The organism is Mycobacterium celatum (assembly GCF_002101595.1).
GTDB lineage: Bacteria > Actinomycetota > Actinomycetes > Mycobacteriales > Mycobacteriaceae > Mycobacterium > Mycobacterium celatum.
The window spans coordinates 242,420-263,776 of sequence record NZ_LQOM01000016.1; the positions used below are offsets into that span (position 1 = coordinate 242,420).

Sequence of the window (21,357 nt, forward strand, 5' to 3'; positions counted from 1 at the left end):
AAATGTACTTGACCAAGATGGTGATCAATGCCCGTCGGCGTGGTGCTCGGTTGCTGATGGCGTCACCGCAAGCCCTCCACGCTGCGGTGATGGCGGGGTTCGCCGATGGTCGTCCTACCGACGATGGGCGGGTGTTGTGGCGGCTGGATGTCTACAGCGCTCATCGAGTTGTGCTGTATGCGGTGAGCCCGGACACGCCGGACTTCACCCACATCGCCGAGCAGGCGGGCTGGCCAACCACCGAAGCGTGGGAAACACGTTGCTATGACCCGTTACTGGAATCGCTGCGGAGTGGCCAACACTGGCAATTCCGGCTCACCGCCAACCCCGTACGCTCGGGCCTTCGCGCAGGGTGGTCGGACACCAAGCCGCTGGGACACGTCACCGTCAAGCAGCAGGAGTACTGGCTCATCCAGCGCTCGCAGAAAGCCGGCTTCCGGCTAGTTCCGTCCACACATGCCGGCGACCACGCGGACGTCGACCTCGCGGTCGTGGATCGGTCGATACGCCGCTTCCGACGAAAAGGCGGACAGGTGACCATCGCGACGGCCACTTTCGAGGGCCATCTCGAGGTCATCGATCCGGAGGCCCTGCGCTGGGCGCTCACTCGCGGAATCGGGCGGGCCAAGTCATACGGATGCGGGCTGCTGACTCTGGCCCACCCCCGCGACAATCGGCCATGAACTCGATCGGACGTCGGCCGACCGAGTCCAAAGAGCTTGTCCGGGCATCGGATCGGATCTCGTTCCTGTATTTGGAGCGGTGTGTCGTGAATCGAGATAGCAACGCCATCACCGCCACCGATGAACGAGGGACGGTCCACGTGCCAGCAGCGTCTGTGGGCGTATTGCTGCTTGGACCTGGTACGACGATCACGCATCAAGCCATCTTGCTCATGTCGGATAGCGGTTCGACAGTGGTGTGGATCGGGGAGCGCGGCGTGCGTTACTATGCCCATGGTCAATCGCTCGCGCGGTCATCGCGATTGTTGGAAGCGCAGGCCGCAGCGGTGTCGAACACACGCTCCCGCCTACAGGTTGCGCGGTCGATGTACCAGATGCGCTTTCCAGACGAAGACGTTTCCCACCTCACCATGCAGCAACTCCGCGGCCGTGAAGGCGCGCGCATCCGCCGCATCTACCGGGAACATTCGCGACGAACCGGCGTGGAATGGGCACGTCGGACATACGACGTTGAAGACTGGGAAGGCGGTGATGCCGTTAATCAAGCGTTGTCAGCGGCCAATGCCGCGCTCTACGGGATCGTCCACTCGGTCATCGTTGCGCTCGGCTGCTCACCGGCGCTCGGATTCATCCATGTCGGCCATTACCGCTCGTTCGTCTATGACATCGCCGATCTATACAAGGCCGAGCTGAGCATTCCCGTGGCGTTCGACGTCGCTGTCGAAGTCGACGTCGACATCGGCGCGGACACCCGCCGACGTATGCGAGATCGGTTGTACGACCTCAAACTTCTCGCGCGGTGCGCCGCCGACATTCAGGCGCTGCTACTGGGTGATTCGGATGCCGACCTCGGGGATTACCTGGACTTCGACGTTCTTTCACTGTCGGATGAGCACCAGGCCGTTCCCGCGGGGACGTCCTACGGATACGGAGAAGACTTCTGACCGTCATCGTGCTCACCGCCGTTCCACCGGGCTTGCGTGGCCACCTAACTCGCTGGCTACTGGAGATCAGCCCTGGCGTCTTCGTAGGTCATATTTCCGCTCGTGTCAGAGAACTGATGTGGCAGCGCGTGATCGAGTACGTCAGCGACGGCCGCGCACTGATGGTGTACACGGCGCGCAACGAACAGCGGCTGGCGTTCGAGGTGCACGGCCATGATTGGGAACCTATCGACCACGACGGCATCTGCTTGATGCGACGGCAGACCGTCCCGGACTACGTCCCAGCTGAGCGACGTGGGCGAGCCGAGGTGAAGCGACCGTCGGAACCCGCAAGACAGGGCCCTGGTTTCGGTTCTGAGACAGTCTGGAAGCGGCGGCAGGCTCGGAGGAAGTTCAAGCCCAATCACTGAAGAGATTTGTAATGGTTGGCGGCCGTCCCATCGAAGCGATCGAGGTTTTGGGTTAAACTCTGCAACTGGCCTCGTCAAGTAGTGTGCTCCCCGCGAATGCGGGGATGATCCTACGTCACCGATGGTCTCCTTGGCGCCACACAAGTGCTCCCCGCGAATGCGGGGATGATCCTCGATCTCGGACCTTATGGGTTCCCGGAGTTCTGTGCTCCCCGCGAATGCGGGGATGATCCCGCTATCCGATCAACGACGCCGAACATGTGCGTGTGCTCCCCGCGAATGCGGGGATGATCCCCGTCTACCCCGGCGCTCCTGCGCCGCCGCAACGTGCTCCCCGCGAATGCGGGGATGATCCCAGCGCAAAGAAATTCGTGAACAGGTTATTGAAGTGCTCCCCGCGAATGCGGGGATGATCCCATCTGGACCATCTGCAACGGGTTGAACGCGCCGTGCTCCCCGCGAATGCGGGGATGATCCCTGGCGCTTCTGGTAGGCACCGGTGAACGGGTTGTGCTCCCCGCGAATGCGGGGATGATCCCTGCTGGAAGGGGTACAGGTCTCCCCCGCCGGGGTGCTCCCCGCGAATGCGGGGATGATCCCTGGCCTCTGCTGCGGCCCAGTTCTCCGGGGTGGTGCTCCCCGCGAATGCGGGGATGATCCGTCATTGAGATGGGCAAGATCATCGAGCAGGTCGTGCTCCCCGCGAATGCGGGGATGATCCTCCCCGCTCGTAGGCTAGACGGATCTCTACTTCGTGCTCCCCGCGAATGCGGGGATGATCCCGGTTGTGCCCCGTATCCGGCTAGTCGGACGAGGTGCTCCCCGCGAATGCGGGGATGATCCCTGGGCGTTCTGGCGCGTGTTGTTGAGCGCGGTGTGCTCCCCGCGAATGCGGGGATGATCCGCCCATAGACGAACAGGATGCCGTCGGTCGAGTGTGCTCCCCGCGAATGCGGGGATGATCCGAAGTAGCCGGCCGGGCTGTATTGCACTCCGTTGTGCTCCCCGCGAATGCGGGGATGATCCCTCTATGCGAACCAGGCGCTACAGCCACTCGGCGTGCTCCCCGCGAATGCGGGGATGATCCGCGCTGCCCGAAGGCGCGCATCTCCGCAGATACCGTGCTCCCCGCGAATGCGGGGATGATCCCCCGGCGCCTGGTCGGACGTAAGACGCTGGGCCGTGCTCCCCGCGAATGCGGGGATGATCCGTGAGCGCAGTTCGTCGCCGAGCTGGTCAACGGGTGCTCCCCGCGAATGCGGGGATGATCCGGACGCGGCGACTCGCGACAACTACGACCGTGAGTGCTCCCCGCGAATGCGGGGATGATCCCGAGACCGTCTGGCCGCGACTGTTGCGCACTTTGTGCTCCCCGCGAATGCGGGGATGATCCCACGACCGACCCGGACCTGATCATGCCGGCCAAGGTGCTCCCCGCGAATGCGGGGATGATCCGCGATGCGGTACTGGCGGGCATACGCCTTGTGCTGTGCTCCCCGCGAATGCGGGGATGATCCCTGCGGGTTTGCGACACTTCCACGGCAAGAGTAGTGCTCCCCGCGAATGCGGGGATGATCCCCCCGGGGGCACCGTGAACAACACCCACCTGCTGTGCTCCCCGCGAATGCGGGGATGATCCCCGATCGACTCATCGACGCGGCAGGGACGGTCTGTGCTCCCCGCGAATGCGGGGATGATCCCAGCTGCGTCTTGCGTTGGCAGTTGCGGCAGTTGTGCTCCCCGCGAATGCGGGGATGATCCGTAATGGGGCTGGTCCCTGCCACTGAGGTTATGGTGCTCCCCGCGAATGCGGGGATGATCCGAAGTGCAGGCCACCGCCGCACTCTTGACGCGAATGTGCTCCCCGCGAATGCGGGGATGATCCTCGCACCGACCTGTGTCGCATCACTGACGGTTTGTGCTCCCCGCGAATGCGGGGATGATCCGCGCGGCGGCAGAACGCGATTCGGGGCGTGAAGGTGCTCCCCGCGAATGCGGGGATGATCCCGATGTCGTCAGGATCAACCGACTTGCGGATGGGTGCTCCCCGCGAATGCGGGGATGATCCTTGATCGGTACGGCCAAGCCTTGCCAGAGGGTGGTGCTCCCCGCGAATGCGGGGATGATCCCGCATGATCGCCGCCATGCTTGATGAGGGGCATGTGCTCCCCGCGAATGCGGGGATGATCCCGAGGTTTTGGGCCAGATCGACATCACCCCGGAGTGCTCCCCGCGAATGCGGGGATGATCCGCGAAGTCGGCATACCTGGCAGTGGAGGAAAACGTGCTCCCCGCGAATGCGGGGATGATCCCTTCTACGGATGGTCGGAGGAGGTTGGGCAAACGTGCTCCCCGCGAATGCGGGGATGATCCCCGACCAAGACATCGTTGGCGAAGGCGGCTTACGTGCTCCCCGCGCAGGCGGGGATGATCCTCCGGACTCGACGATGGTCAGCAGCACACCGTTGTGTTCCCCGCGAAGCGGGGATGACCCGGGCCGCGCCCGCGCCGCGTGGGCCGCCGATAAACGTCCTCTGCGAGTGCCTGGTTGAACCTGCCTACTACGAGAAGTGCCCTTGCACGATGTCGCATGTTCCGAGGGATTCGGGACACCTACGTCGCGCCGGCGCACTTGCGGAAACACGTCGAGGACTGACCTTCGATAGCCTGCCAAGGTGAGCTCGGCAGAAGCTGATCCGGTTGCGCCCGACGTTCGCCGGCAATGGCGGGAACTGGCCGACGAGGTGCGTGAACACCAGTTCCGCTACTACGTGCGCGACGCGCCGGTCATCTCCGACGCCGAGTTCGACGAGCTGCTGCGCCGCCTGCAGGCTCTCGAGGATCAGTACCCCGAACTGCGCACCCCCGATTCACCGACCCAACTGGTCGGCGGCGCGGGCTTCGCCACCGACTTCCTGCCGGCCGAGCACCTGGAGCGGATGCTGTCGCTGGACAACGTTTTCAGCGCCGAGGAGTTCGACGCGTGGGCGGCCCGCGTCCGCGCGGAAATCGGCGGCGACGCCCACTACCTGTGCGAGCTCAAGATCGACGGTGTCGCGCTGTCGCTGGTGTACCGGGGTGGCCGGCTGGTCCGCGCTGCCACCCGCGGCGACGGCCGCACCGGCGAGGACGTCACCCTCAACGCCCGCACCATCGAGGACGTGCCCGAGCGCCTGAACGCCAGCGCCGACTACCCGATCCCCGATGTCCTCGAAGTCCGCGGCGAGGTGTTCTTCCGGCTGGCCGATTTCGAGGCGCTCAACGCCGCGCTGGTCGAGGACGGCAAGACACCGTTCGCCAACCCGCGCAACAGCGCGGCGGGATCACTGCGACAGAAGGATCCCGCGGTGACCGCCCGCCGCAAGCTGCGGATGATGTGTCACGGCCTGGGGCACACCGAAGGCTTCCGGCCGGCCAGCCTGCATGACGCCTACCTCGCGCTAAAGGCTTGGGGCCTACCGGTTTCCGAGCACACCACCCGGGTGGACGGACTGGCCGGCGTGCATGAGCGCATCGCCTACTGGGGTGAGCACCGCCACGACGTCGACCACGAAATCGACGGCGTGGTGGTCAAAGTCGACGAAGTCGCGTTGCAACGCCGGCTCGGTTCCACCTCGCGGGCGCCTCGCTGGGCGATCGCCTACAAGTACCCGCCCGAGGAGGCGCAGACCAAGCTGCTCGACATCCGGGTCAACGTCGGGCGCACCGGACGGGTCACCCCGTTCGCCTACATGACGCCGGTGAAGGTCGCCGGGTCGACGGTCGGGCTGGCGACGCTGCACAACGCGTCGGAGGTCAAACGCAAGGGCGTGCTGATCGGCGACACCGTGGTGATCCGCAAGGCGGGCGACGTGATTCCCGAGGTGCTGGGGCCGGTCGTCGACCTACGTGACGGGTCGGAACGCGAATTCGTCATGCCCACAACGTGTCCGGAGTGCGGGACGACGCTGGCCCCGGCCAAAAAGGGCGACGCCGACATCCGCTGTCCCAACTCGCGGTCGTGTCCGGCGCAGCTGCGGGAGCGGGTGTTTCATGTCGCGAGCCGCGGCGCGCTCGATATCGAGGGGCTGGGCTACGAAGCCGGCATTGCGCTGCTGAAGGCCAAAGTCATTGCCGACGAAGGCGATCTGTTCAGCCTCACCGAGGACGACCTGCTGCGCACCGACTTGTTCCGCACCAAGGCCGGCACGCTGTCGGCCAACGGCAAGCGGCTGCTGGCCAACCTGGACAAGGCCAAGGAGCAGCCGCTGTGGCGGGTGCTGGTGGCGTTGTCCATCCGGCACGTCGGGCCGACCGCGGCGCGGGCGCTGGCAGGAGAATTCGGCAGCCTGGACGCGATCACGTCGGCGTCCACCGAGCAGCTGGCCGCCGTCGAGGGAGTCGGGCCGACCATCGCCGACGCGGTCAAAGAGTGGTTCACCGTCGACTGGCATCGCGCGATCGTCGACAAGTGGCGCGCCGCCGGGGTGCGGATGGCCGACGAGCGCGACGCCAGCGTGCCCCGCACGCTGGAGGGGTTGTCGATCGTGGTCACCGGGTCGCTGACCGGCTTCTCCCGCGACGACGCGAAGGAGGCCATCGTCGCCCGGGGCGGCAAGGCCGCCGGTTCGGTGTCGAAGAAGACCGCCTACGTGGTCGCCGGGGATTCGCCCGGATCCAAGTACGACAAGGCCGTCGAACTGGGTGTGCCAATCCTCGACGAGGACGGTTTTCGCCGGTTGCTGACCGAAGGCCCGGCCGGGATTTCGGGAACCGCCGAATAGCCGTCGGTCTCGATGGTGGCCGAATTCCCGTCATGAGGCCCGTCGGCGTCTGGTTAGACTTTCGGGGTTCACCGGCTCTGCGGTGCCGGCGCCGCCCGCCAAGCGGTGTTCGCCGCCTATTTCAGCGGGAGGAGTGCAGTGACGGATTCGTCGGGCGCGGGGCGCAACTACGGCGGTCCCAACCCGATCGGGGGACCCGCCCCGGCCCCTCCCACGGGCTGGGTGCCGCCCCCGCCGCCGCAGGCGCCGGGGCAGTGGCAGGCCCCACCGGCCCAGCAACCGCCGTCACCGCCACCGCCCGGCTGGGGACCTGTTGGCACACCGGAGTGGGGTCCTCAGTTTGCTGTGCAACCGCGCGCCGGGCGTCGTCACCGCAAGGCGCTGCTGGTGACGGTTGGTGCCGGCGTGGCGGTGATCGTGGTGATCGTCATCGTCGGGGCCTTCACGTTGTTCGGCGGGGGTGGCGGCAGCGGCGCGGGCAGTCCGAGCGCCGCGGTCAAGGGCTACCTGGAAGCACTGGCGCGCGGCGACGCGGAGGCGGCGCTGGCCGACGGCGCCGACCAGCCCGCGTCCAAAGAGCTCTTGAACGACGACATCCTCAAGAAGCAAATCGAGAAGATGCCGATCTCCAATATCCGGATCCTCGGCGACAATGCGAGCGACGCGTCCGGCGTGGGTCAGGTCCACGTGACGGTGAGTTTCGGCGACCAGAGTTCCGATAGCACGCTGGCGGTCAAAAAGGCCGACGGCCGTTGGAAACTCGACGCCAGCGCGGTACGGCTGGACTTCACCCGCTTCACCGCCACCAATCAGGCGATGGAGACCCTGACCGCGTTCGGTAAACCGGCGGGAAAATCGGTGGCCTACGTTTTTCCCGGCTGGATCGACTGGGGCTCGAACAACAAGAACATCGCCGTGAAGGGTAAGCCGGTGTTGCTCGAGTCGCTGGCGTCATCCGCCGGGGCTGCCGTACTTCCTGCGCTCTCGGTCAGTGAGGCGGGCCGGGCGGACATCGTCGCCGCTGTCAAGCAGCGGCTGGACACCTGTGCGCAATCGAAATCGCCGATGCCCGAACAATGCCCGCAGAAGATGTTTGTGCCCGGGATCGTCGACGGGACCGTGACATGGCAGGCGCCCGACGCCAACAATGCCGAAATACGGTTCATACCGTTGAAAATGTCGGCGCTCGTCACCATGCAGACCACTTTCGGGTACACGGCTCAAACCAGGGACGGCTCGAGCGTGAGCGGTAGCGCACCGGCCATTGTCATTGGCGAGGCCGATCTTTCGCAAAGCCCACCGACGATCAATTGGCACTGACGATGACAACCGAACATATTCGACTTCAGCCCAACCGCCAGGACATGGACAACGCTTACCGCGTTGTCAACGCGATCAGCCAAGTGTTCTCCAGCAAGGTTGTCGGGCAAGAGAATCTGCGCGAGTCACTGCTGATCGGGCTGCTCACCGGAGGCCACATCCTGCTGGAAAGCGTTCCGGGACTTGCGAAGACGACTGCTGCCCGGGTGGTCGCCGATTCGATCTCCGGTGGATTCCAGCGCATCCAGTGCACGCCGGACCTGTTGCCCAGCGACATCATCGGCACGCAAATCTATGACTCGTCGACCAATTCGTTCACCACCCAACTGGGACCGGTGCACACCAACATCGTGTTGCTCGACGAGATCAACCGCTCCAGCGCCAAGACCCAAAGTGCGATGCTGGAGGCCATGGAGGAGCGCCAGACCACCATCGCCGGTCAGCTCTACCCGATTCCCGACCCGTTCGTGGTGATTGCGACGCAGAACCCCGTCGACCAGGAAGGCACCTACCCGCTCTCGGAGGCGCAGACCGACCGGTTCATGCTCAAAGAGGTGCTGCGCTACCCGATGCCGCAAGAGGAAGCCGAGGTCATCTTCCGCATCGACGCCGGCGTCTACGACCGCGACCGAAAGCCACGCCCGGTGGTCGGCCTGGACGACATCCGGCGTCTGCAGCAAGTCGTGCGCAACGTGCACATGGACCAGGTCCTGGTGCACTACGCCAGCCAGCTGGTGCACGCCACCCGCAACTCCGAGCAGTTCCTGCCACCGCATCTGGCCAAACTGGTGGAATACGGCGCCAGTCCTCGTGCCACCATTGCGTTTTGCCGTGCGTCGCGGGCGCTGGCGGTGCTGAACGGGCGTAACCACGTGATTCCCGACGACATCCACAAGCTGGCCTACCGTGTGCTGCGCCACCGGCTGATTCTGGGATTCGAAGCGGTCCGGGCCAAGGTCACCCCGGAGACCGTGATCGACGCTGTGCTGGCTTCGGTTCGAGTTCCCTGACACCAATGGGCCAGCACCTCAACCGGGCACGCCTGTATTTCGGCACCGACACCCGCGGCATGCTGGAGGGCGGGCGATACGCGCTGCTGCACACCCGCAGCCTCGAACTCGACGACCTTCGACCGTACGTGGCCGGCGACGACGTGCGCGACATCGACTGGAAAGCGTCGGCGCGGGCGGGGACGGTGCTGATCAAACGCTATGTCTCCGAACGGCACCACAAGATCCTGCTGGTCGCCGACGCCGGGCGGAACATGTCGGCGCTGGCGCCGGGCGGCGAAATCAAACGCGACATCGCCGCCAACGCGATGGGCGCGATCGGGCTGATCGCGATGGGGCGCAGCGACGAAATCGGAATGGTGTACGGCGATTCGCGCGGCTGCGCCAATATCCGCAACCGCCGCGGTGAGACGCACATCGAAAGCATGCTCGAGCTCTACTACGGCAGCGCGACGGCCGATCCCGGCCCCAGCGATATCGTCAGCCAGCTGGAATACGTGGCACGCGCGCACCGCCGACGGTTGCTGCTGGTGGTGGTCTCCGACGAACCCGACGTCAGCGCGCGCCTCGACGAGGTGCTCAACCAGCTTGTCGGGCGGCACGAGCTGATCTGGCTGATGATCACCGATCTGCCCGCCGTCGGCTCGGACGAGGGCGAGCAGGACGGATTCGACGTGTCCAGCGGCAAATTCGTGCTCAACGGGGCCACCCTGGGACCCCGCGTCGTTGCGGCCTACCAGGCTGCCGAGCTGCGGCGGGCCGTACAGCTCGACCAGTTCCTGACGTCACATCACGTCCGCTTCGCCAAGATCGGCGACAGCGCCGAGATCCGTCCGCGCATCGTCGAGATGGCCGAGGCGTACCGCAATGCCAGCTGAAGACCTGCTGCGATATGTGAGTGGCCCATTGCCGTTCTCGCCGTGGTGGCTGTGGGGCGGGGTGTGCATCATTGTAGTGGTAATCGCTTGGCTTGCAGGTGTTTTCGTGTGGACCATGCCGCCGGCCCGGCTGCGGGCCATGCCGGTGATCGGCGGCCTGCATGCACGGCTGCTGCGCCGACGTTTCGCACGCTCGGTCGCCGGGATCTGCGGGCAGTACCGCACCGGCGGCCTCTCGGCGCGGCAGGCCGGCGCAGCGATCAGCCGCACCTTGCGCAGTTTTCTGTTCATGGCGACCGGAACCCGGGCGCAGTACCTGCATGTCGGCGACATCGCAGCCGGCGACCTGGCGCCGGCCGGGCCGTTGTTGGAGGCACTGGGCGACATTCAGTTCAACGACGACAGCCGCGTCGACGTCGGCGCGATCGGCCGATCCACCGAGGAGCTCATCCGGTCATGGGGCTGAGGTGGTGGCCGCTGATCGCCGTGGGCATTCTGTGCCTTGCGGGCTGTATCGCCGCGGCGGCCTTGCTGCCGATGCCCAAGGTCCATCGTCAGCTGCGGCCGCTGGCGCATGTCGACCGCCTGACCCGGCTGCCCGAGTATGCGCGGGTCTACCGGATCTATTTCCTGTCCATGGTCATCACCGGCGCGCTACTGCTGGCGACCTTCGCCACCGCCCTGGTCGCCAGCGCCCGGCCGATGGGAATGTCTTCGGTGACAAAGGAATTCGACGTGCAACATCCTGACGACATCATGCTCTGCGTCGGAGAACCCGTCACCGATCCCACGACCGCGAACTTCCTCGGCTACTACGCCCAGCAAGCCAAGTCGTATGGCACCCAACGCATCGGGCTGACCTCGACCAGCCTGCGGATAGTCCCGTTGACCCGCGATAACGTGTATGCGGCCGCGCGGTTCGAGCACTTCGCCAAGCTCGCCCGAACCCAGCAGGACCTGGCCGCCAACAAGGCGGTGCCCGAGGGTGACCGTCGCGCACTGCAGTCCGGCATCGAGGAATTCAGCCAGCGGGTCGGCTACGTCGACTATGCGACCAGCCTCGAGGACAACCTCGCGTTGTGCCTCACCGGATTTCCGTCGTTCGAGGCCAAGAGCACGCATCGGCGGTCGCTGGTCTACATCGGCTACAGCGCGCCGCGGCCGCCGAACGAGAAGCGCCCTGCCCTGTTCACCGAGCAGGCGGTGGCGAGAATGGCCAGGGACGCCGGTGTGCAGATCAATGCCATTTCACGCTCCGACGTCGTGCAGAGCTCACCGCAAGCCAACGACAGCCTGCGCTCGATCGCCGAATCGAGTGGTGGAAAGTTCTTTCTGTACAACCCCTCTGGGTTGGCGTCGAGCGATTCCGGAGCCGATGCGACGCTGAGCCGCATCCTCGACCAGGTCCGCGACCATCCGCCGCAGGCGACGCTACCGAACGGCAAAGTGGTGTCGATCGAGTCGTTCGACTCGCCCCGGTTGGCCCTGGTGGCTGCGCTTGCGTTCGCTGCCCTGCTGGGGCTGTCGCTGGCGGTGCTGCGGCGATGACGTTCAACCCGGTCTTTGCGCCCGCGGTTCTCGTCGTGATCGCGGTCGCGTTGATCATGGTGCGGATGGTGGCGCTGTATCGGGTGCTGGTCCGCACGGGCAGTGGCCGCTATCGCCGGGTCGTATTGCGCTGGTGTGGTCTGACGCTGGCCGTTTTGCTGTTGGTGTTCGCGGCGGCGCGGCCAGGCATCGACCTGGCCGGCGGATCGGCCGATCAACCCAACCGCACCACGGCGGCCGACCCGAATCTGAACGTGTTCTTCGTGGTGGATCGTTCGGTGAATTCGCGGGTGGAGGATTACGGCGACCACCAATCGCGGATGAGCGGAATCCGTTCCGACATCGACGCGCTGATCGGGGAGTACCACCGCGCGCGGTTCGCGGTCATCTCGTTCGCATCGAAGGCGACGCTGGATTGGCCGCTCTCCGACGACGCCTGGAGCCTCGCGTCGATGGTGCACGGCCTGTCGTCGTACACGGTCGCCGCCCCCGACGCGATATATCAAGCCGACCCGACCGCGGCCAGGAGCGTCCTGAGCGAGCAACTCAAATCGGCATCGGAGCTGTTTACCGGCTCCAAGAACCTGGTGTTCTATTTCGGTGCGGGCGACGCCGCTTCGCGCGTCTCACCCGCCTCGTTCGATCCGCCGCCCGGCGCGATCGCCGGCGGCGCGGTGCTTGGCTATGGCACCGCGGCCGGTGGCCCGATCCCGCAGGGCTGGGTGAACGGCGCGAAGGTTTACCAAACCGATCAGGCGAGCGGCGCCGAGTTGAGCTCGGCACTGGACGAGCAGAGGCTGAAGAACGTCGCGGGCGATCTGAAAGTGCCGTATTTCCACCGGGATAGCGGGCAGGGCATTGCTGCCGTGCTGCCGGCCGTGGACCCGCCCGGGGCGTCGTCCGACGAGGCCGGCTCGCTGCGGACATCCAAGCTGATCGAGCGCCGCGAGCTGTACTGGGTGTTCACCGCGTTGTCGACGGTGCTGCTGCTGGTCGAGATCGTGCTGACCATTCGCGAGTTCCGGCTCAACCGCATGGCGCGCCAGGACGTGTCGAGATGATGCTGCGCAAGGCGCCGCTTTTCGCGATCCGCTCCCGGGTGGAAGGATCATTGGCGCGGTTGCGCTCGGGGCCGTCTCGGATTCGGTTGCGGTGGCGACTGTACGCCTTCTCCGTGCCGGTCGTCTTGGTGTTGTTGCTGGCGGCGGCCAAGATGATCAGCGTTGCGGTGGTGAGTAATTCGGCAGTCGGCGATTTCGCCGCGCACGACATTGCCGCGCTGCGCGACGACGTTTCCGCGCTGAAGTCGTTCGATGTCTTCGAGCCGGCCAAGACGTCGTTCGCCGATGCGGATCTGGCTGTTCTGGAGGGCCGATTGGATGACGCCAGTGCTGGCTTCCAGGAATCATTGGCGCACATAGGTTTTGCGCACTCCTGTCCGGTCAGGGTCAACCTGGAGCTGGTGACCGAGACGCTCGGGGATCTTGCGGCGCGCGCTGGCAACGTGCAGGTGTCCGAACAGCGGTACAACAGCGCGATCACCGTGGTCAAGGAGGCCCCGCAGGGGTGTTTTGCGGGAAATGACGACCCGGATGTCAATCGTCGCCGCATTCGCCACGAAGCGCTGCCCAGGCTGGAGCAGAAGGTCGCGAACCTGCACAAGCCGCCGCCGTCGAGCAACCAGGAGTCACCGCCACCGTCGCCGCCGCCGGATTCGTCGGGCGGTTCGGGTGGCCAGGGCGGGTCGGGCGGCTCTGGTGGCGAAGGCGGCTCTGGTGGCTCGGGCGGCGGCTCGGGCTCCCCACCTCCGCCGCCAGGTGAGGGCAGCACGCCGCCACCGCAGCAGGGCCAGGGTTCCCCGCCGCCGTCGGGGCAGGGACCTGGATCACCTCCGCCGTCGGGCCAGGACCCGGGTTCCCCGCCGCCGCAAGGCGGTTCGGGTGCGCCGCCCGCCGGATCTGGCGGCGAAGCGCCCCCCGGCGGCGAGGGAGCAGCGGGCGAAGGCGATGCCATCAACCCGGTCAGCCCCGACCGGCTGCCCAGCGTCGGCAGTCCCGGCGCCGCCCCGCGCTTGGGTACCGGCAGCGGCGACCCGCTCGACCGGCTGCGCACCTTGCTGGACAACTCGAACGCCTACGGCGAGAGCAGCGAATAACTCAGTGCAGCAGCGTCGCCACGATTCCGGCCAGATAGCCAAGGCGCGCGACCTCGGATGGACGAAACTCCGGACCCCCGGGCCGGCCAAGCAGCAGCGCGGTGTTGGGCTCGCCGAGCGGCGCGGCCACCAGCGTGGTGTCCATCTCCCGCCAGACCGGTGGCACCCAGTCGGCGCCGCCGTCCAGTGCGGCGGCCCGCTCGATCGGCATCCACGGCGCCGCATCCGGCAGGGTTTCCGGGGCTCCGGAACTCCCGACGACCAACTGCAGCCCTCCCGGCGCATCGCAGAGCACCGCACACCAGCCCACCCGCACGACCCGGGGCGCCTCGTCGGCCAGCACCCGCAGCTTGGCCGGCGTGGCGCCGGCGGCCGCGATGTGATCGATGAGCTCGAGCTCGCGATGTGCTTCCAGAAGTCCGGTGTGCGGCCGCAGGCTATCCACCCGGACGCCGGTGAGCGCCTCGGCCGCGGTGATCAACGTGTCCGGCATCGCCGCGGCCGGCAACTCGACCACCAGGTCGTCGATCGCATAGCCGGACCCTCGCTCGACCACGTCGAGCGAGAGGATGTCGGCGCCCACCGAGCCGAGCGCGACCGCCAGCGAGCCGAGGCTGCCCGGTCGGTCGGCCAGCTGAACCCGTAGCAGATAGGAAGGCACGCGCACACTGTCGCACAGTGCTGATGGGGCGGCGACCCCCGGCGCCCGGCTTCGCCGCGCTTGCGATCGCCGCCGGCTGATGGGGCGGCGACCCGCGGCGCCCGGCTTCGCCGCGCTTGCGATCGCCGCCCCATTAAGCTCTTGCCTCGTGTCCCAGATCTCCCGTGACGAGGTGGCCCACCTGGCCCGGCTGGCCCGGCTGGCGTTGACCGACGGCGAACTCGACAGCTTCGCCGGCCAGCTCGACGCCATCCTGACGCACGTGAGCGCGATCCAGGCCGTCGACGTCACCGGCGTCGAAGCGACCGACAACCCGCTCAAGGACGTCAACGTCACCCGCCCCGACGAAATCGCGCCGGGCCTGACGCAGCAGCAGGCGCTCGACCAGGCTCCGGCGGCGGTCGACGGCCGTTTCGCCGTGCCGCAGATCCTCGGGGAAGAGCAGTGAGCGACCTCATCCGCCAGGAGGCGGCGACGCTGGCCGCCAAAATCGCCGCCAAGGAGTTGTCGTCGGCCGAAATCACCCAGGCCTGTCTCGACCAGATCGAGGCCACCGACGAACGCTACAACGCCTTTCTGCATGTCGCGGCCGATAAGGCGCTGGCCGCGGCGGGCGCCGTCGACAAAGCGCTGGCCGCCGGCGAGGCGCTGCCGTCCCCGCTGGCCGGGGTGCCGCTGGCGCTCAAGGACGTGTTCACCACGGCCGACATGCCCACCACCTGCGGATCCAAGATCTTGGAGGGCTGGCGCTCTCCATACGACGCCACCGTGACGGCACGCTTGCGGGCGGCCGGCATTCCGATCCTTGGCAAGACCAACATGGACGAGTTCGCGATGGGCTCGTCGACGGAAAACTCCGCCTACGGCCCCACCCGCAACCCGTGGGATGTGGAGCGGGTGCCCGGCGGCTCGGGCGGCGGTACTGCGACGGCGCTGGCGGCGTTCCAGGCGCCGCTTGGCATCGGCACCGACACCGGCGGCTCGATCCGCCAGCCCGCCGCGCTGACCGCCACGGTCGGCGTCAAACCCACCTACGGCACGGTGTCGCGCTACGGGTTGGTGGCGTGCGCGTCGTCGCTGGACCAGGGCGGGCCGTGTGCGCGCACCGTGCTCGACACCGCGCTGCTGCACCAGGTGATCGCCGGGCACGACACGCGTGACTCCACATCCGTCGACGCCCCGGTGCCCGACGTGGTCGGCGCCGCCAAGGCCGGCGCGGCGGGGGATCTCCAAGGCGTGCGCATCGGCGTGGTCCGCCAGCTGCACAGCGGCGCGGGATACCAGCCCGGCGTACTGGCGTCGTTCAACGACGCGGTCGAGCAGCTGACCAAACTCGGCGCCGAGGTGAGCGAAGTCGATTGTCCCCATTTCGATTACGCGCTGGCCGCCTACTACCTGATCCTGCCGTCGGAGGTCTCCTCGAACCTTGCCCGCTTCGACGCGATGCGCTACGGCCTGCGGGTCGGCGACGACGGCACGCACAGCGCCGAAGAGGTGATGGCGCTGACCCGCGCCGCCGGGTTCGGCCCGGAAGTCAAGCGGCGCATCATGATCGGCACCTACGCGCTGTCGGCGGGCTACTACGACGCCTACTACAACCAGGCTCAGAAGGTGCGCACGCTGATCGCCCGGGATCTCGACGAGGCCTACGAGTCCGTCGATGTGCTGGTGTCACCCGCAACCCCGACGACGGCATTCCGGTTGGGGGAGAAGGTCGACGACCCGCTGGCCATGTATCTGTTCGACTTGTGCACGCTGCCGCTGAACCTGGCGGGGCACTGCGGCATGTCGGTGCCGTCGGGCTTGTCGCCGGACGACGGGCTGCCGGTCGGGCTGCAGATCATGGCGCCGGCGCTGGCCGACGACCGGCTGTACCGGGTGGGCGCCGCCTACGAGGCCGCCCGGGGGCCGCTGCCGTCCCCGATTTAGGGCGCGCTGGCGGCCACGTCACACTTCGATCGGCGGATACAGTCGTTCCACGGTGAACTGGCGGTTGCGCCGCGCCGCCCACGAGCTCGCCGCCAGCGACGCAACGAGAACCCCAGACAGTACGCCTACGGAGATCCACAGCCGAGCGTCGATACCGCCCACGGTCAGCTGTCGCAGCCCGTTGACCGCGTAGGTCATCGGATCGTAAGGGTGCAGGACCTGAAATGGCTTCGCCGTGGTCTCCACCGGATAGATGCCGCCGGACGACACCAGCTGAAACATCAAGAATGCCAGGGTAATTACCCTGCCGACGGCAACTCCGAAGACCGCATTGAACGCCTGGATCAACGCCAGGAATGCGGCGGTGATCAGGATCAGGAAGGCCACCATACCAGCCGCGTACTTGGCGTTGAGTCCGACGCCGAAGTGCACCACCGCATACATCAGCACCACCTGGCCCACTCCCAGCAGCAGCGCTGGCCAGTACGAGGCCAGCACCACTCGCAACGCGCCGAGCCCGTGGACGATGGCGCGGGTTTGCAACGGCGTCAACAACATCCAGATGATCAACGAGCCGATGAACAGGGCGAGCGGCAGGAAGAACGGCGCAAACCCGGCGCCGAACGTGGCGGCGTGGTGGGTGAAACCCATCTCGACACCCACCGGGCTGGCCAGGATCTGGGAAACCTGGACGCGCTGCTGATCGGTTAACGTAGATACTCGCTCGTCGGCCTGTGCCAGCCCACTCGCCAACTGCTGCGCCCCGTCGTTGAGTCGGTTCCCGCCGTCTGCCAGTTCCGCCAGCCCGTCGTTGAGCTTGTGCGCACCGGTGTCGACATCGGTTGCGCCGGTGCGCAATTTGACCAGGTCGGCTTTCAGCTGGCCGTTCAGCAGCTGGGTGATCAATGTCCGCAGCCGGCTTTTGGGGTCGGCCAGATCGTTTTCCAGCTGTCGGGTGTTGTTGCGCAGTTCGGCCAGGCCCTCGTCGGTGGCCGGGTCCATCCCGGCGGCGTTCAGCAGCTTCTGCGCACCGGCCAGCGTGTCGGCGAGCCCCCGCACGTTCGGGTTCGGATTCGCGCGCAAGCCGTCCACCACCTGGTTGACGATCCCGGCGGCATGCTGATAGTTGACGTTCAGGGACGCAATCCGATCGGTCACCTTCGTGATGCTGCCGCTTAGCCGCGTCGCCGCGGCGCCGGCCGCGTCCGGGTCAATGCCCAACCCGGCGACGTCATTCAACATTTTCAGCAGTGGGTCGGTGGCCTGCTGGATGCCGGCAGACAGCTGACGAGTACCGTCTGCGAGTTTTGCCGAGCCGTCCCGCGCGGTCGCCAAGCCTTCTGCGAGTTGCCAGGAGCCGTTCGACAATTGGCCCGCGCCGTCGGATGCCTTCTTGACTTCGCCAGTGAGCTCGGTCAGCGCGGTGCCGATGACCTGCTCACCGACCTTGGCGCTGACTTGGTTGAGCACCTCCCGGGCAGCGTTCTGCCCCATCACCGAGGCCAGGTAATTGTTGGCATCGTTGAACCGGAACACGATTTCCGCCTTCCGGGGATGGTCGCCCGCAGGCGACACCGCCGCCGCGCTGAAATCCTTCGGCAGGCTGATCGAAAAGTAGTATCTGCCGTCCGAAACTCCTTTGGCAGCTTGGCTTGCCGACATCTCATGCAGATCGAGCTGGCGGGACTGCAGCAACGCTTTGGCCACCTCGTCGCCGGCGTGCAGATCGCGTCCCGTCACCATTGCCCCGCGGTCCTCGTTGACCAGTGCGACCGGGATCTTGTCGACCGCGGCGAACGGATTCCAAAATGCCCACAGGTACATCGCGCCGTACAGCAGTGGCAGCACGATGATCGTGACCAACGCCACCCGCGGCATGGTGCCGCGGGAATAGCGTTTGAGGTCGGTGCCCAGCGACATTCCGGCAAGCATGATCAATTGTCGCCTTTCTCGTGTCGGCCGTGCCCGGTGCGCGTGAGGTTGGCGCGTTCCAGGTGTTCGACCGGTAGCTGCTTTCGGATGCCCAGTCCGGTCGGCAGCTCGTTTACCGTCGCGGTGACCACGGTCTGTTGCTCCCCCAGGTCGACCAGGCGCGCGATCAACGTCTCGCGGTTCCGGTCGCTGGTCACCTGGTCGAGGTTGGCGACCACCAGCAGCGGCGGCCGGGCGGTGTTGGCCAGCGCGATGCGCAACAGCAGCCGGTTCAGCTCGTCGAGTTCTTCGACGTATTCGGTGAGGCGCGGCAGCGGCAGATCGCCGAACACCGGCCGGCACACCGTCTCCAGTTCGGCTTCACCGGCGCGGCGGACCAACCGATACCAGGGCGCATCCCAGCGGATCTGCTCGGTGATCAGGTCGCGGACGGTGACCGACTCGAACACCGAGTCGAGTTGCTCGATGCCGGCCAGCGCAGACACCGCGAAGATGTCGCGGGCTTTGCTGCGACCGAACACCGTGATGGTTCCGGTCGCGGGCTTCATCCGGCCGGCTACCGTCATCAGCAATGCGGTACGCCCCGATCCGGCCGGGGCAGTGAGCACTGTGACCCCGCCGGTGTCGATGTCCAGGTCGAGCGGACCGAAGACCGGACCCCACGGTCCGGTCATCGAAATACCGCGCGCCACGACCGCTGGCGGCGGCTGTTGCTGGGCTGACTCCTGGTCTGGCACGGGTGTCCCCTCTGCGTCGGCGGCTAGCTGAGCGTCGCCCTTGAGCACATCAAAGCAGATATGACGTAGCTGACCTTCGCGGCGAGCAAACGGACCAGCACCCTGAAACGGAAGGTTTTGTGCGATTCTGCGTCTGCTCGCCACGACGGCCGCGCTCACCCGGCAAGATGGGGCTATGCGGATCGGGGTTCTCACCGGAGGCGGCGACTGTCCCGGGCTCAACGCGGTCATCCGGGCTGTGGTGCGCACGTGCGACGCCCGCTACGGCTCGTCGGTGGTCGGGTTTCAGGACGGCTGGCGGGGGCTGCTGGAGAACCGGCGCATCCAACTGCACAACGACGACCGCAACGACCGGCTGCTGACCAAGGGCGGCACGATGCTCGGCACCGCGCGAGTGCATCCCGACAAGTTGCGGGCCGGGCTGCCGCAGATCATGCAGACGCTCGACGACAACGGCATCGACGTGCTGATCCCGATCGGCGGCGAGGGCACGCTGACCGCCGCGCACTGGCTCTCCGAAGAGAACGTTCCCGTCGTCGGCGTGCCCAAGACGATCGACAACGACATCGACTGCACCGACGTGACTTTCGGTCACGACACCGCGCTGACGGTCGCCACCGACGCCATCGACCGGTTGCACAGCACCGCCGAGTCGCACCAGCGCGTGATGCTGGTGGAGGTGATGGGCCGGCACGCCGGCTGGATCGCGCTGAACGCCGGGCTGGCCTCCGGCGCCCACATGACCCTGATCCCCGAGCAGCCCTTCGACGTCGAAGAGGTGTGCCGGCTGGTCAAGCGGCGATTCCAGCGCGGCGACTCGCATTTCATCTGCGTGGTCGCCGAGGGCGCCAAACCGCTGCCGGGTTCGATGATGCTGCGCGAAGGCGGCATCGACGAGTTCGGTCACGAGCGGTTCACCGGTGTCGCCGCGCAACTGGCCACCGAAGTGGAGAAGCGGATCAACAAGGACGTGCGGGTGACGGTGCTGGGGCACGTGCAGCGCGGTGGCACCCCGACGCCCTTTGACCGGGTGCTGGCCACCCGGTTCGGGGTGAACGCTGCCGACGCCGCGCACGCCGGCGAGTACGGGCAGATGGTGTCGCTGCGCGGCCAGGACATCGGCCGGGTGCCGCTGGCCGACGCGGTCCGCCAGCTCAAGCTGGTGCCGCAGAGTCGCTACGACGACGCCGCTGCGTTTTTCGGCTGACGCTACCCCGCGTTCACCCGCGGGCCACTAACCTTTCACCGAATTCCGGCCATTGCCAAGGTTTTCCGACCGTCCGGACCGGTGCTACCGTCGGGAACATGAATAACCGCGGCCCTGATCGCGGCATGTTTCAACAGACAGAGCCGCTGGCGGGACGGCGGCCGTCGGCGCGGCGACGCAATGATGCACGCGCGTTCTCGCCGCCGTCGCCTGCGGACATCCGCGCGACTGTTCCGCTGACCAACATGGAGGGGCCCGTCCAGGCTGAGCCCGACGAAGACCTGGTCGACAGCATCGAGGAGCCCGACGTCGAAGTCCCAGCCAAACCCGGCTGGCGCAATATGCTCTCCAACCTGACTCGGCGCGAACCCGGGCAGGGCAAAGCGCGGGCCGACGAACTCGGCCTGCGCGAGCGGATCCGCGTACCGGTGGGCGGCGCCTTTCCGATCGCGGTGGTGAGCGCCAAGAGCGGTGTCGGAAAAACGGCAGTGGTCGAGGCGCTCGGCTCGATATTTGCCGAAGCGCGCGACGACCGGGTGATCGTGGTCGACGTCGACACCGGTGGCCTCGCCGATCGTCTCGGTCACCGAAACAGTTCTGGTTTAGAGGTTTTCGGGCATCCGGACTATGCGCACAGTGACTGGCAGATCAAGCGCGACGACGTCGTCAAAGCGTTCTCGATGCTGCGCAAACGTTACCGAGTGCTATTGGTGGACTGCGGCAAGACGCTCAAATCCAATGTGACAGAGGCGGTTTTGCTGGAGTCTGAGGCTCTTGTGGTGGTGACCAACACGTCCATAGACGCGATCAGGAAGACCAGGACCATGCTGGACTGGTTGGGCCGCAACGGGTATCAGAGACTCATCGAGTCTGCCACACTGGCGATCAACCGCACCGAACAACGAAAGCCGCGGGCCTGGGTGAGCAAAGAACTCCGGGAGTTATCGGAACGATTTTTGCCCGAGCGCGTGGTGGTGTTGCCGTTCGACCGGCACGTGCACGACGACAACGAGATCGTCCCGTCGCGGTTGAGCCAGGAGAGCAGGCGCCGCTACCTGGAAATGGCTGCCGCGCTCGCAGAGATGTTCCGCGGACAGTAACGTCGCTGAGCCGGCCGGCTCCATCGCCGCGCTCGCGGTCCTCACTGGTGCGTGGGTGAGGACCCGCCGCGCCCGGCTTC

At 66.5% G+C, this 21,357-nt stretch carries 18 protein-coding genes and 1 CRISPR repeat array; of the genes, 15 read left to right on the forward strand and 3 right to left on the reverse strand.

Translation table 11 applies throughout. The annotated features are described in order from the left end of the window. Positions 1–2: 2 nt before the first annotated feature. From cas6e to AWB95_RS04965, 11 genes are all read left to right on the forward strand, one after another. Positions 3–683: a type I-E CRISPR-associated protein Cas6/Cse3/CasE gene (cas6e, locus tag AWB95_RS04915; RefSeq protein ID WP_062538251.1), complete on the forward strand. Its 681-nt coding sequence runs from the start codon at positions 3–5 to the stop codon at positions 681–683. Next, entirely contained in the window at positions 680–1,627 is a 948-nt protein-coding gene (gene cas1e, locus AWB95_RS04920) for a type I-E CRISPR-associated endonuclease Cas1e (RefSeq protein WP_062538250.1), read from the forward strand. Before cas6e ends, cas1e begins: the two co-directional genes overlap by 4 nt. 8 nt (positions 1,628–1,635) lie before the next feature. Further along, entirely contained in the window at positions 1,636–2,037 is a 402-nt protein-coding gene (gene cas2e / locus AWB95_RS04925; RefSeq protein WP_232315444.1) for a type I-E CRISPR-associated endoribonuclease Cas2e, read from the forward strand. An 83-nt stretch (positions 2,038–2,120) separates the two neighbouring features. Continuing rightward, positions 2,121–4,471: direct repeats of the CRISPR family, unit length 28 nt; unit sequence GTGCTCCCCGCGAATGCGGGGATGATCC. Positions 4,472–4,712: 241 nt separating this feature from the next. Beyond that, positions 4,713–6,800 carry an NAD-dependent DNA ligase LigA gene (gene ligA / locus AWB95_RS04930; RefSeq protein WP_062538552.1) on the forward strand — a complete coding sequence of 696 codons (2,088 nt, stop codon included), beginning with the start codon at positions 4,713–4,715 and terminating at the stop codon, positions 6,798–6,800. Between the two features lie 405 nt (positions 6,801–7,205). After that, the gene (locus AWB95_RS04935) at positions 7,206–8,120 is read left to right on the forward strand and encodes a DUF4878 domain-containing protein (protein ID WP_169714637.1); all 915 of its coding nucleotides are present in this window, start codon (positions 7,206–7,208) and stop codon (positions 8,118–8,120) included. A gap of 2 nt (positions 8,121–8,122) precedes the next feature. Further along, positions 8,123–9,130 carry an AAA family ATPase gene (locus AWB95_RS04940; RefSeq protein WP_062541516.1) on the forward strand — a complete coding sequence of 336 codons (1,008 nt, stop codon included), beginning with the start codon at positions 8,123–8,125 and terminating at the stop codon, positions 9,128–9,130. A gap of 5 nt (positions 9,131–9,135) precedes the next feature. Beyond that, positions 9,136–10,008: a DUF58 domain-containing protein gene (locus AWB95_RS04945; protein WP_062541517.1), complete on the forward strand. Its 873-nt coding sequence runs from the start codon at positions 9,136–9,138 to the stop codon at positions 10,006–10,008. Continuing rightward, positions 9,998–10,474 carry a hypothetical protein gene (locus tag AWB95_RS04950; RefSeq protein ID WP_062541518.1) on the forward strand — a complete coding sequence of 159 codons (477 nt, stop codon included), beginning with the start codon at positions 9,998–10,000 and terminating at the stop codon, positions 10,472–10,474. The genes AWB95_RS04945 and AWB95_RS04950 overlap by 11 nt, the downstream gene beginning before the upstream one ends. Continuing rightward, on the forward strand, positions 10,465–11,556 hold the full coding sequence (locus AWB95_RS04955) for a hypothetical protein (protein ID WP_062541519.1): 1,092 nt from the start codon (positions 10,465–10,467) through the stop codon (positions 11,554–11,556). The genes AWB95_RS04950 and AWB95_RS04955 overlap by 10 nt, the downstream gene beginning before the upstream one ends. Next, complete coding sequence (locus AWB95_RS04960; protein WP_062541520.1) at positions 11,553–12,617, forward strand: vWA domain-containing protein; 1,065 nt, start codon at positions 11,553–11,555, stop codon at positions 12,615–12,617. Before AWB95_RS04955 ends, AWB95_RS04960 begins: the two co-directional genes overlap by 4 nt. Further along, complete coding sequence (locus tag AWB95_RS04965) at positions 12,614–13,711, forward strand: hypothetical protein (protein WP_085167734.1); 1,098 nt, start codon at positions 12,614–12,616, stop codon at positions 13,709–13,711. The genes AWB95_RS04960 and AWB95_RS04965 overlap by 4 nt, the downstream gene beginning before the upstream one ends. Before the next feature lies 1 nt (position 13,712). Here AWB95_RS04965 and AWB95_RS04970 read toward each other — a convergent pair whose 3' ends face one another. After that, on the reverse strand, positions 13,713–14,372 hold the full coding sequence (locus AWB95_RS04970) for an ACT domain-containing protein (protein WP_099539788.1): 660 nt from the start codon (positions 14,370–14,372) through the stop codon (positions 13,713–13,715). Between the two features lie 148 nt (positions 14,373–14,520). Here AWB95_RS04970 and gatC point away from each other — a divergent pair, with 148 nt between their 5' ends. Further along, positions 14,521–14,820: an Asp-tRNA(Asn)/Glu-tRNA(Gln) amidotransferase subunit GatC gene (gene gatC / locus AWB95_RS04975; RefSeq protein ID WP_062541212.1), complete on the forward strand. Its 300-nt coding sequence runs from the start codon at positions 14,521–14,523 to the stop codon at positions 14,818–14,820. Next, the gene (gatA, locus tag AWB95_RS04980; protein WP_085167738.1) at positions 14,817–16,301 is read left to right on the forward strand and encodes an Asp-tRNA(Asn)/Glu-tRNA(Gln) amidotransferase subunit GatA; all 1,485 of its coding nucleotides are present in this window, start codon (positions 14,817–14,819) and stop codon (positions 16,299–16,301) included. The genes gatC and gatA overlap by 4 nt, the downstream gene beginning before the upstream one ends. Positions 16,302–16,319: 18 nt before the next feature. On the opposite strand, the gene AWB95_RS04985 is transcribed toward gatA, so the two are convergent. Then, a complete protein-coding gene (locus AWB95_RS04985; RefSeq protein WP_062541213.1) occupies positions 16,320–18,233 on the reverse strand; it encodes a YhgE/Pip domain-containing protein in 1,914 nt (637 codons plus the stop codon). A gap of 2 nt (positions 18,234–18,235) precedes the next feature. Further along, the gene (locus AWB95_RS04990; RefSeq protein WP_428838827.1) at positions 18,236–18,970 is read right to left on the reverse strand and encodes an ATP-binding cassette domain-containing protein; all 735 of its coding nucleotides are present in this window, start codon (positions 18,968–18,970) and stop codon (positions 18,236–18,238) included. Positions 18,971–19,145: 175 nt separating this feature from the next. Here AWB95_RS04990 and AWB95_RS04995 point away from each other — a divergent pair, with 175 nt between their 5' ends. Further along, on the forward strand, positions 19,146–20,177 hold the full coding sequence (locus AWB95_RS04995; RefSeq protein ID WP_062541214.1) for an ATP-dependent 6-phosphofructokinase: 1,032 nt from the start codon (positions 19,146–19,148) through the stop codon (positions 20,175–20,177). Between the two features lie 98 nt (positions 20,178–20,275). Beyond that, positions 20,276–21,277, forward strand: coding sequence for a nucleotide-binding protein (locus AWB95_RS05000; RefSeq protein ID WP_084707281.1), 1,002 nt, complete (start codon positions 20,276–20,278; stop codon positions 21,275–21,277). Positions 21,278–21,357: the final 80 nt, after the last annotated feature.